15 protein-coding genes and 1 tRNA gene are annotated in these 16,363 nt (G+C 32.7%); 8 read left to right on the top strand and 8 right to left on the bottom strand.

Features of this window, described 5'->3' with window-relative positions:
• The first annotated feature begins 26 nt into the window (after nucleotides 1-26).
• The 4 genes from tuf to EU98_RS03025 all read left to right on the top strand — a co-directional run bounded on the left by tuf (nucleotide 27) and on the right by EU98_RS03025 (nucleotide 3,294).
• The gene (gene tuf, locus EU98_RS03010) at nucleotides 27-1,226 is read left to right on the top strand and encodes an elongation factor Tu (RefSeq protein WP_032516039.1); all 1,200 of its coding nucleotides are present in this window, start codon (nucleotides 27-29) and stop codon (nucleotides 1,224-1,226) included.
• A gap of 98 nt (nucleotides 1,227-1,324) precedes the next feature.
• Entirely contained in the window at nucleotides 1,325-1,645 is a 321-nt protein-coding gene (rpsJ, locus tag EU98_RS03015; protein WP_002807536.1) for a 30S ribosomal protein S10, read from the top strand.
• A 56-nt stretch (nucleotides 1,646-1,701) separates the two neighbouring features.
• Entirely contained in the window at nucleotides 1,702-2,358 is a 657-nt protein-coding gene (locus tag EU98_RS03020; RefSeq protein ID WP_032516038.1) for an LON peptidase substrate-binding domain-containing protein, read from the top strand.
• Nucleotides 2,359-3,294: a methyltransferase domain-containing protein gene (locus EU98_RS03025; RefSeq protein WP_032516037.1), complete on the top strand. Its 936-nt coding sequence runs from the start codon at nucleotides 2,359-2,361 to the stop codon at nucleotides 3,292-3,294. It abuts the gene before it with no gap.
• Between the two features lies 1 nt (nucleotide 3,295).
• On the opposite strand, the gene pheA is transcribed toward EU98_RS03025, so the two are convergent.
• Entirely contained in the window at nucleotides 3,296-4,141 is an 846-nt protein-coding gene (pheA, locus tag EU98_RS03030; RefSeq protein ID WP_032516036.1) for a prephenate dehydratase, read from the bottom strand.
• Between the two features lie 49 nt (nucleotides 4,142-4,190).
• On the opposite strand from pheA, the gene EU98_RS03035 reads away from it, so the two are divergent.
• Entirely contained in the window at nucleotides 4,191-4,709 is a 519-nt protein-coding gene (locus EU98_RS03035; RefSeq protein ID WP_032516035.1) for a DUF1997 domain-containing protein, read from the top strand.
• On the opposite strand, the gene EU98_RS03040 is transcribed toward EU98_RS03035, so the two are convergent.
• The gene (locus EU98_RS03040; RefSeq protein WP_032516034.1) at nucleotides 4,695-5,312 is read right to left on the bottom strand and encodes a ribonuclease HII; all 618 of its coding nucleotides are present in this window, start codon (nucleotides 5,310-5,312) and stop codon (nucleotides 4,695-4,697) included. The two genes, EU98_RS03035 and EU98_RS03040, sit on opposite strands and share 15 nt — an antisense overlap.
• Nucleotides 5,269-7,089: an Rne/Rng family ribonuclease gene (locus EU98_RS03045; RefSeq protein WP_032516033.1), complete on the bottom strand. Its 1,821-nt coding sequence runs from the start codon at nucleotides 7,087-7,089 to the stop codon at nucleotides 5,269-5,271. Before EU98_RS03045 ends, EU98_RS03040 begins: the two co-directional genes overlap by 44 nt.
• A 288-nt stretch (nucleotides 7,090-7,377) precedes the next feature.
• On the opposite strand from EU98_RS03045, the gene EU98_RS03050 reads away from it, so the two are divergent.
• Nucleotides 7,378-8,604 carry an LL-diaminopimelate aminotransferase gene (locus EU98_RS03050; protein WP_032516032.1) on the top strand — a complete coding sequence of 409 codons (1,227 nt, stop codon included), beginning with the start codon at nucleotides 7,378-7,380 and terminating at the stop codon, nucleotides 8,602-8,604.
• 32 nt (nucleotides 8,605-8,636) lie between these two features.
• Nucleotides 8,637-8,954 carry an ATP-dependent Clp protease adapter ClpS gene (clpS, locus tag EU98_RS03055; protein WP_032516031.1) on the top strand — a complete coding sequence of 106 codons (318 nt, stop codon included), beginning with the start codon at nucleotides 8,637-8,639 and terminating at the stop codon, nucleotides 8,952-8,954.
• A gap of 15 nt (nucleotides 8,955-8,969) precedes the next feature.
• On the opposite strand, the gene EU98_RS03060 is transcribed toward clpS, so the two are convergent.
• From EU98_RS03060 to EU98_RS03075, 4 genes are all read right to left on the bottom strand, one after another.
• The gene (locus tag EU98_RS03060) at nucleotides 8,970-10,589 is read right to left on the bottom strand and encodes a photosystem II high light acclimation radical SAM protein (RefSeq protein ID WP_032516030.1); all 1,620 of its coding nucleotides are present in this window, start codon (nucleotides 10,587-10,589) and stop codon (nucleotides 8,970-8,972) included.
• A gap of 105 nt (nucleotides 10,590-10,694) precedes the next feature.
• The gene (locus tag EU98_RS03065) at nucleotides 10,695-11,786 is read right to left on the bottom strand and encodes a glycosyltransferase family 2 protein (protein ID WP_032516029.1); all 1,092 of its coding nucleotides are present in this window, start codon (nucleotides 11,784-11,786) and stop codon (nucleotides 10,695-10,697) included.
• 41 nt (nucleotides 11,787-11,827) lie between these two features.
• Nucleotides 11,828-13,381, bottom strand: coding sequence for an ArnT family glycosyltransferase (locus EU98_RS03070; protein WP_032516028.1), 1,554 nt, complete (start codon nucleotides 13,379-13,381; stop codon nucleotides 11,828-11,830).
• A gap of 24 nt (nucleotides 13,382-13,405) precedes the next feature.
• A tRNA-Thr gene (locus EU98_RS03075) sits at nucleotides 13,406-13,477 on the bottom strand.
• 54 nt (nucleotides 13,478-13,531) lie between these two features.
• On the opposite strand from EU98_RS03075, the gene EU98_RS03080 reads away from it, so the two are divergent.
• Entirely contained in the window at nucleotides 13,532-13,768 is a 237-nt protein-coding gene (locus tag EU98_RS03080) for a DUF3493 domain-containing protein (RefSeq protein WP_032516027.1), read from the top strand.
• A gap of 16 nt (nucleotides 13,769-13,784) precedes the next feature.
• Here the strand turns inward: EU98_RS03080 and infB are convergent.
• The coding region (gene infB / locus EU98_RS03085) for a translation initiation factor IF-2 (RefSeq protein WP_032516026.1) at nucleotides 13,785-16,363 on the bottom strand (2,579 nt) is incomplete at its 5' end.

Below are 16,363 nucleotides of genomic sequence, written 5' to 3'. Positions count from 1 at the left end.
TTAAACCCTCGATTCTTTAATTCAAAATGGCTCGCGAGAAGTTCGAAAGAAACAAACCACATGTCAACATAGGTACTATTGGCCATGTTGATCATGGAAAAACAACACTTACAGCTGCTATTACAAATGTATTAGCCAAAAAAGGTCAAGCTCAAGCTCAAGACTATGGAGACATTGATGGTGCTCCTGAAGAAAGAGAGCGTGGTATTACCATTAATACTGCTCATGTTGAATATGAAACTGAAGGCAGACATTATGCTCATGTCGACTGCCCAGGACATGCTGATTACGTGAAAAACATGATCACAGGAGCCGCCCAGATGGATGGTGCTATTCTAGTTTGCGCAGCTACAGATGGTCCTATGGCTCAAACAAAAGAGCATATCCTTTTAGCTAAACAGGTCGGAGTCCCTGCTCTTGTAGTTGCTCTAAATAAGTGCGATATGGTCGATGACGAAGAAATTATAGAACTTGTCGAAATGGAGATTAGAGAACTTTTAGATAGTTATGACTTCCCCGGAGATGATATTCCTATAGTTCAAGTTTCAGGTTTAAAAGCTCTCGAAGGTGATTCTACTTGGGAATCAAAGATTGAAGAATTAATGAAAGCAGTTGATGCTAACATTCCCGAACCAGAAAGAGAAGTTGATAAACCATTCTTGATGGCAGTTGAAGACGTTTTCTCGATTACTGGTAGAGGAACTGTTGCTACTGGAAGAATTGAGAGAGGTAAAGTTAAGGTTGGAGAAGAAGTAGAAATAGTTGGAATAAGAGATACACGACTAACAACTGTTACTGGAGTTGAAATGTTCCGAAAACTTCTCGATGAAGGTATGGCTGGCGATAATGTTGGTTTACTTTTACGGGGTCTCCAGAAAGAAGATATTGAGAGAGGAATGGTTCTTGTGAAAAAAGGATCTATTACCCCTCATACTCAGTTTGAAGGAGAAGTTTATGTTCTTAAAAAAGAAGAGGGCGGAAGACATACTCCTTTCTTTGCAGGATATAGACCTCAGTTCTACATCAGAACAACTGATGTGACAGGTCAAATAACCGCATTTACCTCGGATGACGGCTCTAACGTTGAAATGGTTATGCCAGGAGATAGAATTAAAATGACTGGAGAATTAATTTGTCCAGTAGCTATTGAACAAGGTATGCGATTTGCTATACGAGAAGGTGGACGTACTATTGGTGCTGGAGTTGTTTCTAAAATTCTCAAATAATAAATTTGAATTTTAAAAATTATACCTCAATCATCTAAAATAGGTTTATGCATAAGGGTCATTTAATTAATGACCCTTAATAGAATTAATTTCAAACTATGACTGCATCAATTGCACAACAAAAAATAAGAATAAGACTCAAAGCGTTCGATAGAAGAATGCTCGATTTATCTTGCGACAAAATAATCCAAACTGCTGATACAACTTCTGCCTCAGCAATAGGCCCAATACCTTTACCTACAAAAAGGAAGATTTATTGTGTCCTAAGATCACCACATGTTGATAAAGATTCTAGAGAGCATTTTGAAACAAGAACACATCGAAGAATAATAGATATCTACAGTCCCTCTGCAAAAACTATTGATGCCTTAATGAAATTAGATCTTCCTAGCGGAGTAGATATAGAAGTTAAACTTTAATAAATCCCGAAACCGGCCTAAATTGATTAGTATAAATACAATGAAATGAGGTTTAAATGGGAGAACTCTCAGTAAGGGATTTACCTTTATTTCCTTTGCCAGAGGTAGTCCTTTTTCCTCAAGAAGTATTGCCTTTACATATTTTTGAATCGAGATATAGGATTATGCTCCAATCTGTTCTCGAAAGTGATTCTATGTTTGGAGTGATTAAGTGGGATCCAACTACTAAAAGTATGGCTAATGTAGGATGCTGCGCACAAATTTTAAAACATCAAACTGCAGATGATGGGAGAAGCAATATTATCACTCTCGGCCAACAAAGATTTCAAGTCTTAGAAATTACCCGTTCGACCCCATTTTGCTCTGCGATGGTTAGTTGGATTAGTGATGATAATATTGATGACTTTCAAAAATTAGATTCTCTAAAAGATTCAGTAAAAGAAGCACTTAGTGATGTCATTAATTTAACGAGTAAATTGACTAATACTAAGAAAAATCTACCTGATAAATTACCTGACAACCCAATGGATTTATCATTTTGGATAGGAGCTCATTTGGGCGGTCCTGTTGCGGAAGAACAGCAAAGACTTCTTGAGGAGAGAAATACTTTTACCCGTTTACAAAGAGAATATGAAATGCTTGATCATACAAGAAAACAACTTGCAGCAAGAACAGCATTGAAAGAGAGTTTTCCTGATATAAAAGAAAATTAAATGTTTGAATTATTATTCTCTTTGTTTTTAGTAGTTTTATTCTTTCTAGTCCTAGCGATAACGTGGAGAAATAATGCTAGAAAATATATTTCTTCCGGTACTGTAGCTTCTGCATATGATGCTTGGACCCAGGATAAATTGCTTGAGAGATTATGGGGAGAACATATACATTTGGGTTTTTATCCCTCAGGAAAAAAAAATATTGATTTTAGAAAGGCTAAAGTCCATTTTGTTCATGAATTAGTCAAATGGAGTGGTTTAGATAAATTACCAAAGGGATCAAGAATACTTGATGTAGGTTGTGGAATAGGAGGGAGTTCTAGGATTCTTGCAGAATATTATGGGTTTAATGTTACTGGCATTACAATTAGCCCGGCTCAAGTTAAAAGAGCAAGAGAACTTACTCCTCACGGGTTAAATTGCAACTTCCAAGTTATGGATGCTTTGGATTTAAAATTTGAAGATGGATCATTTGATGCCGTTTGGAGTGTTGAGGCTGGTGCACATATGCATGATAAAACTAGATTTGCAGATGAAATGTTGAGAACTTTAAGACCTGGGGGGTATTTAGCTTTGGCTGATTGGAACTCAAGAGATCTCAGGGCATATCCCCCATCATTTTTTGAAAAGTTAGTTCTTAAACAATTACTTGAACAATGGGTACATCCTAATTTTATTAGCATTAAAGAATTTACCAATATTCTTAGAATTAATGAAAATAGTTCAGGAAGAGTAATGTCTGAAAATTGGAATTTCTATACAAATCCTTCATGGTTCGACTCAATTATTGAAGGCTTTCGAAGGCCCTTCGTAATTTTGTCACTTGGCCCATTTGCCATAGTGAAGTCTATTAGAGAGATTCCAACAATACTTTTCATGAATTGGTCATTTAGAAAAGGTTTAATGGAGTTTGGGGTTTATAAATGTAGAGGATAAATTAATTTAGTTCAACATTTTCAGAAAAATAATTTCCAAAATCTACAAAATTCTTGCAAAGTGGCTTTAGCTTATTTTTTAATTCAAGAAAATTTTTAATGTTATTTTGATTATTGATTTCTAAATCAACATAAATTATGTATTCGCCTAATTCTCTTTTTGAAGGTCTTGACTCAATTTTACTCATATTAAAACCAAAATCTGCAATATAATTTATAGCTTTAAGCAAAGCACCAGGTTTATTTGAAATTAATGAGAAAGCAAAACTGGCAATATTAGCTAAATTTGAATTTGATTCCTTGCTCAATAAAACAAATCTAGTGCAATTACCTGGAACATCATTAATGGGAAAGGCTAATTCTTTAAGTCCTTCGATTTGAATTAACGATTTTGAACCGATAGCAGCTCTAAATTTACTCCCCTTGATCATATTGACGGCTTCTGATGTTGAATTTGTTGGGAGAGGAATTGCATGTGGAAGATTCTCAGATAACCATTCTGAACATTGAGCTAATGCTTGAGGATGAGATAATACTTCTGAAATGTTTGAAAGTTCTCCATCACTAATTAATGCATGTTTTATAGGTAAAACAATTGCTTTATTTATAAAAATTTCAGGAAATTTCCAAAGGGCATCTAGGGTAGCTGTTACCCCACCTTCTACAGAATTTTCTATAGGGACTACAGCAGCATCACAATTGTTGTACGCTATTGTTTTAATGACCGAATGTAACCCATTACATGGTACAAATATAGGTGTCTGAAAATTTGCAAGCTTTGATAATATATGGGCTGCTTTTTCTGCGTATGTTCCTTGAGGACCTAAATATGCAACTTGTTTGCGCATGATTAATTGTAAAAAAAGAGATCAAATAAGCATTGGAGGAATATAGAGAATGCTATTGTCTTTTGATGCTAAACAGAAACTCAAACTTTCTGTAACACATAATAAAGAATATCTTTCTAAATATCTTTTGGAAGAAGAAAGAGTTGTTGGAGCAATGCTTGACTCCAAAAAATTAGTACCAGAAGGAGTAGGACGATATAAGTATACAGTAACAAGTTTTAAGGTTTTTCAATTAGATATTAACCCTGTTGTCTCAATAGCGGTAGAAAATAAAGATGGAATTTTAAAAATGAGTGCTCTTGAAAGTACATTGGATGGTTTGGGAATGATAGATGATTTTAATCTTATTTTGAAAGCGAATTTGGAAGCAACTGATATTGGTTTAGAAGGTGAGGCGCTTCTTGGAGTATCTGTAAGCCAACCTCCTCTACTGAAGCTGGTACCAAGGAAAATTTTGGAATCTACTGGTCATTCGGTATTAAATGGGATTCTGTTGGGTATAAAGTCAAGGGTACAACAGCAACTCGTAAAAGATTTTTTAGGTTGGTGTGAATTAAATAAGTTTTGATTTTTTTAAAAAACTTTTCCTATGAAGTTGAGTTATTCCATTATTTTTGATTAATGAAAAATGCTCTCTGGTTCCATAACCTTTGTTTTTTGATATCAAGTATCCTGAGTATTTTTTTTCTAACCTCTCCATAAGATCGTCGCGAGAAACTTTGGCAACTATGCTTGCTGAAGCTATCGAGATAAACTTTGAATCTCCAGATACTATGTTTTTCTGAATTCCGTTCCATGGCCTTAATAATAAGGGCCCATCAATTATTAATTCAGATGGCTTTTCATTTAATTTTTTTAAAGCTCTTATCATTGAAAGTTCTGTCGCAACCCTGATACCTAACTTATCTATTTCTCTGGCTGAAGATTGCCCAATTCCATAATCTGAAGAGAGTAATAAAATTTTTGGTAAAAGTAATTTTCTTTTTTTGGGAGTTAGTTTTTTACTATCTGTTACTCCAAATTGTTTTAAAGTAGATTTATTTTTTTCAGTTAATACTACAACTGCTGCAAAAACTGGACCAAAAATTGCTCCCCTTCCAACTTCATCTATTCCAACTTCAAATACTTTATTCAATGCTTGCTGAAGATCTTCTTCTCTTTTTTCTTGAATTGTTTAGCTCATCTGTAAGTTCAATTTCTTCTTTTTTATCTGTATTTACAACATCATTATTTTCATTAGTTTGATTTGTTGATTTATCTTTAGAATTTGCATTTTCTTCGATTTTAATTTGAATCTTTTCTTCTTCTGATTTTGAGATTTTTTTAATTTGTTTTGCTTTTGTTTTTTTATTATCTAGGGGGTTTTCATTTTCATTATTACTTTCTTTTAAACGCACAAAATTATTGCTGGTGAGAAATTCTTTACCTATCTTTATAAGTGGATTAATACCTAATTGACTGAAAACAATTTTTTCTTCATTTGTAAGATCAACTGTTATTATATTTTTTTCTTTTGAATTTGATTGGTTCAAATTTTCATTATCATTTTCTTTTTTATTAGAAGAATTCTCTTTACTAAGATCTTTAGAGTTAACTAAATCGTTGTTAATTATTTTTTCCTGAATATCAATTGATTGAGAAGTGTCTGTATCTAAAGATTTTTGATTGTTTGATTGATTCGATTTATTTTCAACATTTTTAATTTTTAAGTTTGAAATTTCGTTATTTAATATATTTTCTACATGTCCGGTACCATCGCATGTAGAACATTTTTTACCGAATAATTCATATATATTTTGACCTTGTCTTTTTCTAGTTAACTCTAATAAGCCTAATTCTGTAAGTTGCGCAATTTGAGGCCTAGCAGAATCATCTTTTATTGCTGAGGTAAAATGCTCAAGTAACTGAAATTGATCTCTTCTAGATTCCATATCTATAAAATCTATTACTATAACTCCACCAATGTTTCTTAATTTCATTTGCCTTGAAATTTCAACTGCTGCTTCGCAGTTTGTCCACAAAACGGTTTGTCTTGAATTTGCGGATCTTGTAAATGAGCCAGAATTTACATCGATTACTGTTAAAGCTTCAGTAGGTTCGATAATGATATAACCTCCCGAAGGAAGTTCTACTCTGGGCTGGAGAGCTTTTTGAATTGTTTTCTTGATTTCGTACTTTTCGAAAATATGTTGGTTTAAACTGTTATCGTGAAATTCAATATCTATATCAGATTCATAATTTATTAAAAAATCTTTTGCCCTTGCAACTGAAAATTTACTATCAATAATTATACTTTTAGTGGATTCTTTAATATGATCTCTTAAAATCTTAAGAGAGAAATCATCATCTCTTTTTATTAAATTTGGCGGATTAGAAGCTTCAGAAACTTTTAGTACATTTTCCCATTGTTGAATCAATTTTTCTAAATCTTCAATTAGAAGTTCTTCTTTTATTTTTTCAGCTTCTGTTCTAAATAACAAGCCTGTGCTGGGTGGTTTTATTAAAACTCCAAGAGCTTTCAAACGGCTTCGTTCTGTCTCTGTATTTATTTTTCTTGAAATATTTACTCCTTGGCCATATGGCTGTAATATCAAGTATTTTCCTGGGATTGAAATACTTCCTGTAAGTCTGGGACCTTTAGATCCTGTGGGTTCCTTTATTACCTGTACTAGAACTTTTTGTTTTGGTTCTAGTAATTCAGTTATTCCAAATGCCCCTTTCTTAAGTCTTAATGGACCTAAATCTGAAACATGGATGAATCCATTTTTTTCACTTTCACCAATATTTATAAAAGCGGCATCAATGCCAGGGAGAACATTTTCAACTGTCCCTAAAAAAATATCGCCAATTTGATATTGACCTTGTGCGACGATTAATTCATCAACTCGATCATCTGTGAGTAGTGCTGCTATTCGAGCCTGCTCAGCGATGATAATTTGCTGAGACATATAATTGATTCTGAATGATTTGGACTTTGAAAAACGTCTAAATTAAAAAATTAGATTTTATCTTTAATAAAGCAATTTTTTTTAGCATTTATTATTTACTTTTTAAAAATTAATAGTGATTGAATTCTGCTATTTATAAAGCTTTAAACGATTTTCAAACTAATTGAAATTGATTTCACAGCTATGATTATCTCTTAAATTAACCATAACTAATATAATTTTAACATCTAATCACCACTAAAGCACGTTAATACATTATTCTAATATTGATGAAATTTTTTATCTAAAGTGGTTCAAGTAAACGAAAATTATTTAAAACTCAAAGCAGGCTATTTATTCCCTGAAATTGCTAAAAGGGTAAAAATATATTCTGAATCAAATAAGAGTGCTGAAATTATTAAGCTTGGCATAGGAGATGTTACAGAACCATTACCTGGAGCATGTATAGAGGCTATGAGTAAAGCTTTAGATGATTTGGGAACAACAGAGGGTTTCAGAGGTTATGGACCAGAACAAGGTTATTCTTGGCTGAGAGAAAAAATATCTAAGCATGATTTTATTTCAAGAGGCTGTCAAATTTCACCTGAAGAAATCTTTGTTTCAGATGGTTCTAAATGCGATAGTAGCAATATTTTAGATATTCTTGGCAAAGATAATTCAATTGCTGTAACGGATCCTGTTTACCCTGTTTATGTAGATAGTAACGTCATGACGGGCAGAACTGGAGATGCTCTTGAAAATGGCACTTATCAAGGATTAACATATCTTGCAATAAATGAAGGGAATAACTTTCTGCCAAAACTACCTGAAAAAAAAGTTGATATTTTATATCTTTGTTTTCCTAATAATCCGACTGGAGCAACGATTAATAAAGCAGAATTGAAAAAGTGGGTTGACTATGCTCTTCAAAACAAATCTCTAATACTTTTTGATGCAGCTTATGAAGCATTTATTCAAGATAATGATATTCCACATTCAATATATGAGATTGAGGGAGCAAAGGATTGCGCCATTGAATTTAGATCTTTTTCAAAGAATGCAGGATTCACTGGAGTTAGATGCGCTTTTACAGTAATACCTAAAAATCTTAAAGGTTTGAGCTCAACAAATGAGGAAATAGAGTTATGGCCTCTTTGGAATAGGCGACAATCTACAAAGTTCAATGGAGTAAGTTATGTGGTTCAGAAAGGAGCAGAGGCTGTTTATTCTTTTGAAGGGAAGAAACAGGTGAGAGGTTTAATTGATTTTTATATGGAAAATGCAAAAATAATGAAAAATAAACTTCAGAATTCAGGCTATAAAGTTTATGGTGGGGACAATGCTCCTTATATTTGGATTAAAGTTCCCGATCAAATGACATCTTGGGACTTTTTTGATTTTCTTCTCCAAAAAGTTAGTGTAGTGGGAACACCTGGGAGTGGTTTTGGATTAGCAGGAGAGGGTTATTTTCGCTTGTCAGCATTTAACTCACGATCAAACGTCCTTGATGCAATGGAAAGAATAATTAATATATAATTACTAGTACAATTTAAACTCTAATAAATTTAATGCTTTCTATAAAGTTAGAACAAAGTGTAAATAATAATTCAGCAGTGATTGAAAAGAAACCTGCTGAATTAAAAAATAAATCTCCAAAATATAAGGTTTTACTCCATAATGACCCAGTTAATTCTATGGAGTATGTAACTATTTCACTAAGAGAAGTTGTGCCGCAATTAAGCGAACAAGATGCTATCGCCATAATGCTTGAAGCACACAATACTGGTGTAGGTTTAGTAATTGTTTGTGATTTAGAGCCAGCAGAATTCTACTCAGAATCATTAAAATCTAAAGGAATTTCTAGTTCAATTGAGAAAGAGGATTAATAATAGTTCAATTTATTATTTTGAATGAGCTAATTTCCTTTCTGATAAAGGGCGGACTTTTAAGGATTCTTTTAAGGAGGATTTTCCATATTCTCTTTCAAGAATGTCGATAACTGTTTTGCCAAATTCGTCTTCTGGATTATCAAAAGCTTCTAAGCAAACCTGACCAAGTTTTTTTCCTAGTGAGCCTGGATTCCAAAGTAGTTTTCTCGCTGTCCAGGGCATCATGCTCATTGGATTATAATTTGGCTTTAAAATTTTGTTTTCTAAGGCGTACTTCTCAAGAAGAGTGTGAGGTTGCAAACCTATAAAGAATATAGCTGGATCAACTAAGCCTTTACCAAAAATATTTTCTAATTCCCTATGGTAAGCAATTGTTTGTCTTATAGTGCTGGGCGTTTCATCAAAAACATTAAATGAATAATTGACTGAAACGTGATTCTTGAAACCTGATTTGACTAGCATTCTGCAATTATTTAATACAGTCTCAAGGTCATACGCTAATCTCATTTTCCTAACAAGTTCTTGAGATCCCGACGTGATACCAATTTCAAAGTAGCTCATACCTGTATCAACCATAAGCTGAGCTAGCTCAGCATCAATATTATCTGCTCTGATGTATGCAGCCCAATTAATATCGTCCCAGCCTTGGTCCTTAATTGCTTGCAAAAGTGTTTTTGCATCTTCAATATGTTTTTTTGCTGGAATAAACTGTGCATCAGTGAACCAAAATCCCCTTACTCCAAGATCGTATAATTGCTTCATTTCTTTTATTACTTCATTAACAGGATTAACGCGAACCTGCTTACCCTCCACAACTGTGTAAACACAGAAACAACAGTTATGAGGACAACCTCTTTTTGTTTGTACCCCTACGTAATAATCACCACCTTCTATGTACCAATCAAATTCAGGCCATATTGATTTAATATATTTATAGTTGCAGGCAGTTTTAATAGTGCCTGAAGGTTGTTCATGAATTAATTTGCTGCGAGGTTTTTGTCCAGCAATGTAACATCTTTCTTCCTCTATTGAATCTCCTCTAATGATTTTTTCTATTAGATTTTCTCCCTCTCCAACTGAAATAACAGTTCCTTTTGGAAGTAGATTTCCCAATTGTTCATAGAAGACACTTACAGCCCCACCTCCTAAAATTACTTTTACATTTTTATTGTATTTTTGTGCTCTTTTTAGTCCCATCTTGACTAAAGAAGTATTTCTGTATATTTCTCCATAATGAGATGCAATTAATTTTAATCCTCCCCAGGAACCTCTAATTTTTTTAAGGATATTATTTGAGTAGAAGACTTCAAAAGAATTTTGTAGAGGATTTCCACTTCTACCATCAACAGGTGCATAAATTTGTATGTCTCTCCATGAAAAAATGATTAGATGAGGTCTAAATTGATCAATTTTTCTAGCTAAATATTTGGAAACTTTATTTGATGGAATTATTGCTAAATCAATGAATTGCTGATCTAAATCTGGAAAACATTTATGAAGATGGTCTGCTAAATAAATAGGTCCTATTGGAAATATTGGATTACACGGCAATCTTACAGTTAGTATTTTTCCATAGTGATTTCCTTGATAATTTTTTTTATTTAATTTGTCAAACTTCAAATTAAAATTCATGTCATGAAATTTAATGAATTTATTTCCTTTAGAATCTAACTACTTTATTACTAATTTGGAGAAATTAAAAATCCTAAGAAAATACTCGCGAAAATTTTATTAAATTCAGATATCAGAAATCATATAATTCCAACATACTTTTAGAAGTTTTAATCCATCTACCCATCTAGATATATTTGGTGCTCCAGATTTTCTTGCGTAATATCTGACAGGATAATTTAGTATTTTGATGTTATTGTTAGCAGCCTCAAATATTATTGTAAAGTCTCCAAATGGATCAGACTTTGAATCCCAACTTCCGTTTTTTTTCATAAGTTTAAAGAATTTTCTTGAAAAAACTTTTGTTCCACAGAGTGAATCTGATACAGGCTTATTTATGAGAATTGATAGAAAAACTGCGAAGAGTCGATTTCCTATATAATTTGCCCATCTCATCGCATCTTTTTCCATTGGAAAAGTTGTGCGGGCGCAATTAATTAGGATATTTTTATTTTTGGTTGATTCCATAATTGCTGCGATACTATCATCAATATCTACAGTAAAATCACTATCAATTATGGCAAGGGTTTCACCTGAAGAAATATTAAATCCCTCCACGACTGCATTTTTCTTCCCTTTAGAAGTTTGTTTTAAAAGATATATCTTGAAGAAATTTGAGAAATTTTCTTTTAATTCTTTCAAAATGTCATAGGTATTATCATTGCTATTGCCTTCAACAAATATAATTTCTAATTTATTGGGTATACTTTTGAATTTATTTAAAGCATTAATTAAAAGTTCTTTATTACCAGCTTCATTTCTTGCAGGAATTACTATTGATATTAAATGCTCAGAAATATTTTCACTATATTTATAAAAAACTATTTCGAGTTCATAAGCTAGTTGTTTTATTATTGGTATCTTCCGAAAAATATTTTTAATAGATTGTGGAATTATCTTGGTGGGAATAGGAGTTAATTTTTTTGCTTTCCATCTAATTGATCTGTAGTTATAAATTTCCGCAAGAGATTCGATATCGCATAAAGTTATTCTTGCTTTGCTAGTAGTTTCTCTAAAAATTCTTGAATCTAATCTTAGCCATCTAGTGATTGGCTCCCAAGTATTACCACGGACTTTAATAGAAATAAATTCGTTATTGTCTTTGAATAATTGATGAAGTTTATAATTAGTTAAATTCCAACTATTAACAGATTTCATTATTAAAAATTACAAACAACATTTCATTATATATGGATTATTTACTTTTTTAATATTAATTTCCATGGATTTAAAACATCATTTTCGTAAATCACTTCATAAGAATAATTATTATTGTTTATTGTTTTAAGGTCAGTAGTCCATGCTAATTCAGATTTTTTTAACTGATTAATATTTTTTAATCTCCCACCTAATTTAGGAGTTAATAAAGAAATTCTTATGATTTTTGATTGAGATAGAGAGTTGTTCATTCCTTTTTTATCAACCATGATCGTTTGATTTTTTACTAAATCAAGGGATGCAACATATTCCATCTTCTCTCTTAGTTCTCTAGATCTATCAGTGAATAAACCTGATTGCAAAATAAATGAAGTGAATAAGTAAGGCCCAATTATGAGAGTTATTAATATTTCTTTGAACGAATTTTTATGTTTTATTAATGACCAAGATAAGCCGAACGATAATAATCCAAGAACTATAAATGTATTTTCCTTCGTATTAAAGTTAATTGAATCTTTTAAGAAAAAATAATATGTGAAAGTTAGAGCAAATATCAATAATGGAACTATTTTTGAAGTAATAAATAAAAAAAATCGACTGTATTTACAAGAATTGAATAAATAATTTACTCCTACATAAGTATTTAATGAAAAAATAGATGAGATTTGTAGAGAATAGTAGGGGGTTTTCGTTGAGAAAATGCTAAGGGTCGCTAATAAAATTAAGGGGAATAAAGCAAGTATATATTTATTCTCTTTACTTTGAGAAATATTGTATATTATGCCAATAATTGAAAAAAAACTCCATGGTAGGTATGTTACAGGCACATTCCAGAGATAATAATAGAAAGGATTTGTAAAATTATTTTTACTTGATAATTCGTTAAACTTTTCAACTAAGTAAAAAATAATATTTTTGTCTAAATAAGGATTGATAGAAAACGTCCAGAATAAAAAAGGAATAAATCCAATTAGTAGTCCTAACCAAAAGAATTTGATGAATAAAAAATTTTTTTTAGAAAAAATATACGGTATAAGTGAAAATAACGGTACAAAAACTAAAAAAGTTTTCATCATAAAAGCTAAACCAATCCAAATTCCAAAAAGCAGAATATATAATTTGTTATTTTTACTTTTTATTTTTACTAAAGCTAATACTCCAATAGTTACTAAGCTTGAATAAATAATATCTTGAGTGGCTAAGTGTGAGTAGTCAAACCATAGATATGTAGTGGCAAGGATTAGTGGAGATATAATTGCATATTTTTTATTAAATAATTCTTCATGCAATTTATAAGTTGTAAATAGCATCAATATTGAAGCCACTGTTGTTGGTAGATATGCAGAAAAAATATTTCTTCCAAATAAGTCTTGTGACTTTGCTATTAAAAACTGTAATCCTATTGTTCTATCTAAAACATATTCATCCCACCAAAGTGGAATTGTCCAGTTGCCTTTTTCTAATATCCATCTAGCTTGTAGTGCATAAAAACCTTCATCAAAAGCAATATAACTTCTATTGCCAAAATAAAATATAAGAGGAATAAAAACAAATAATTTAAAAATGTATCTAAATTTTGAAATTTTACTAATCATTTAAGTTTTAATTTGCTTTTTGAGTGCCGATAATTGGAATTGAACCAATGACCTACTGTTTACGAGACAGTTGCTCTACCGCTGAGCTATACCGGCCAAATTAAATATTGAATTTTTCATATAGACTTAATTTTATAATTGAAAGAATTTATGTCAAAAATAGATCCTGAACTGAAAAAGAAATTATTAAAGGAATCACAAGCTCCTTTCAAGGGATTGAGAAGAATATTGTGGATAGCTTTTAGCGGTTCTGCTTTTTTGGGACTTCTAATAATGCTTTCCAGAATTGCAAGCGGAACTGAATTACAGCAAAATAACCTTCTCATACAATTGGGTGCTTGTATAATCTTTCCTACTTTATTAATCTTTGACAGAAATAAAGATTAATAAGCTAGATGTCTAATTATTGTGATAAGGTTCTCTTTTTGGTGACAAATTTGAATGCTTCGATTACATCTCCTTCAATCCATGAAGAGAATTTATCGCAGCCAACTCCACATTCAAATCCTGTATTTACTTCTTTCACATCATCTTTAGCTCTTTTTAAAGAGTCTAGATTACCCTCAAAGATCACTTTCTCTGATCTAATAACTCTCAGAGAACAATTCCTTTGTAATTTGCCAGTTTGTATATAACAGCCTGCAATCGCTCCTTTACCGACCGCGAAAGTTGCTCTTACTTCAGCTTGTCCTAATGATTCTTCGACAAGATCGGGTTCAAGTAGCCCTTCCATGGCCAACTGAATATCTTCTAAGAGTTTATAGATTACTTCATATTCTCTTATATCAACGTCATTAGCATCAGCTGCTCTCTTCGCACCAGAAGCTAATGAGGTGTTAAATCCAATGATTACTGACCCAGATGCAGCAGCGAGATCTATATCTGTCTCAGTTATTTCTCCAGGAGCAGAAAGTAGTACTCTGACTTGAACTTCATTTTTAGGTAATTGTTCTAATGATCCTAATATAGCTTCAATACTACCTTGAACATCAGCCTTAAGAATTAAGTTTAACTCCTTTAGTTCTCCATCATTTGCTTGAGTTGATAAGGATGATAAGCTGACTCTTCTAGAGGCCATTTGTTGAGCTAATTTTGTGGCTCTAGCATCTGTTGCCCTTTCTCCGACAATGGATCGAGCAGTTTTCTCGTCAGGATATACTTCGAATTCATCTCCTGCAGTGGGTACTTCACTGAATCCTAGCGCTTCCACTGGGAATGATGGCCCTGCTTCTTTGATTCTATTACCATGTTCATCAACCATTGCTCTAATTTTTCCAAGGACTGAACCCGCAGCTAAAACATCTCCAGATTTCAAGGTTCCATTTTGTACTAACAAAGTAGCCACAGGTCCTTTCGCTTTGTCTAGGTGGGCTTCAATAACAGTACCTTTTGCAAATCTATCAGGGTTAGCTTGTAGATCTTCTACCTCTGAAACTAATAAAATCATTTCGAGTAATTTATCAATGTTTTGTTTTTTGATAGCACTTACTGGAACCATAACTGTATCTCCTCCCCAATCTTCAGCAATTAGTTCTTTTTCTGATAATTCTTGCTTTACTCTGTCTGGAGACGCACCTTCTTTGTCAATTTTATTTATTGCAACAACAATTGGTACTTTTGCAGCTCTTGCATGACTAATAGCTTCTAGTGTTTGAGGTCTGCAACCATCATCTGCAGCAACTACAAGAACAGCTACATCTGTAACCTTTGTACCCCTTGCTCTCATTGCAGTAAAGGCTTCATGACCAGGAGTATCAAGAAAAGTTAATTTTTTCTTTTGAGATTCATGTTCAAATTCGACTTGATAAGCTCCTATGTGTTGAGTGATGCCCCCTGCTTCCCCCGAAGCTACTCTTGATTCTCTGATGGAATCTAAAAGACTTGTTTTGCCATGATCTACATGACCCATCACTGTAATAACAGGTGGTCTTCTTATAAGATTATCAATATCTTCAGACTCAATCATATCAACTGTTTTCTCAGCAGCTTCTTGGATATCATCTTGTAAAACAGGTACCCCAAATTCTTCTGCTACTGTTTCAATAGTTGCTAAGTCGAGTGATTGAGTAACAGTTGCAGTTATTCCTTTAAAAAATAGAGATTTGATTATTTCAGAACTTTCAAGACTTAATTTATCGGCTAATTCTTGGACTGTTAAATTATCTTCGGGCACGATTATCATTTCAGGTCTTACTTGTTTTGCTTCTTTGGCAGCCTTTAACTCCAAAGCTCTTCTTTTCTGTCTTTGCCTAGTAGTTTCTTTTTTCTTCTTTTTAAATTGTTTGATAGATTTTTGAGATTTAGTTTCCTCAGACTTTTCTTTCTTAGGACGTGCCAGACTTGCTGATAAAATTGAAATTTTCTCGCCTGAATATCCACTAGTTTCAGATGTTAATGAATCATCATTTTCACCAATAATATGCACTTTCTGCCTTTGTTTTTGGGTATTTTTACTTCTTAATGCTTCAAGTTTTGCGCTATCATCCCAGTCTGTCTTCCCAGGTTTCTTTGAACTATTTGAAAATGTTCTATGAGGAGGTTTTTTGGAACTTGGAGTAGCATTTGGACGACTATTAGGCGCTTTCGGCTTCTGATTAGGTGAATCGATATTTTGTTTTGCGTTATTCTTCGTACCTAGTTTGTCTTTCTCAGAGTTATTATTTTTTTGAAGTTGTAAAAGTTCGTTAGGTGATACTGGCTTCCTAATCCCAGAGGAATTTTGGCCATTGAATTTAGAACCAGGCCTATTGGGCATACCAGGTCTGTTTGGAGAACCAGGTCTATTTGAATTGCCTTGCCTATTAAAGGAGCCAGGTCTGCCTTGATCTGAAGGTTTGTTTCTTAAACCAGGCCTATTGGGCATACCAGGTCTGTTTGGAGAACCAGGTCTATTTGAATTGCCTTGCCTATTAAAGGAGCCAGGTCTGCCTTGATCTGAAGGTTTGTTTCTTAAACCAGGCCTATTGGGCATACCAGGTCTGT

Origin of the sequence: Prochlorococcus marinus str. MIT 9314 (assembly GCF_000760035.1) — a bacterium.
In the GTDB taxonomy this organism is placed as follows: Bacteria; Cyanobacteriota; Cyanobacteriia; order PCC-6307; family Cyanobiaceae; genus Prochlorococcus_A; species Prochlorococcus_A marinus_B.
The sequence above is the reverse complement of the archived record's forward strand: the minus strand, read 5'-3'. Positions and strand labels throughout refer to the sequence as shown.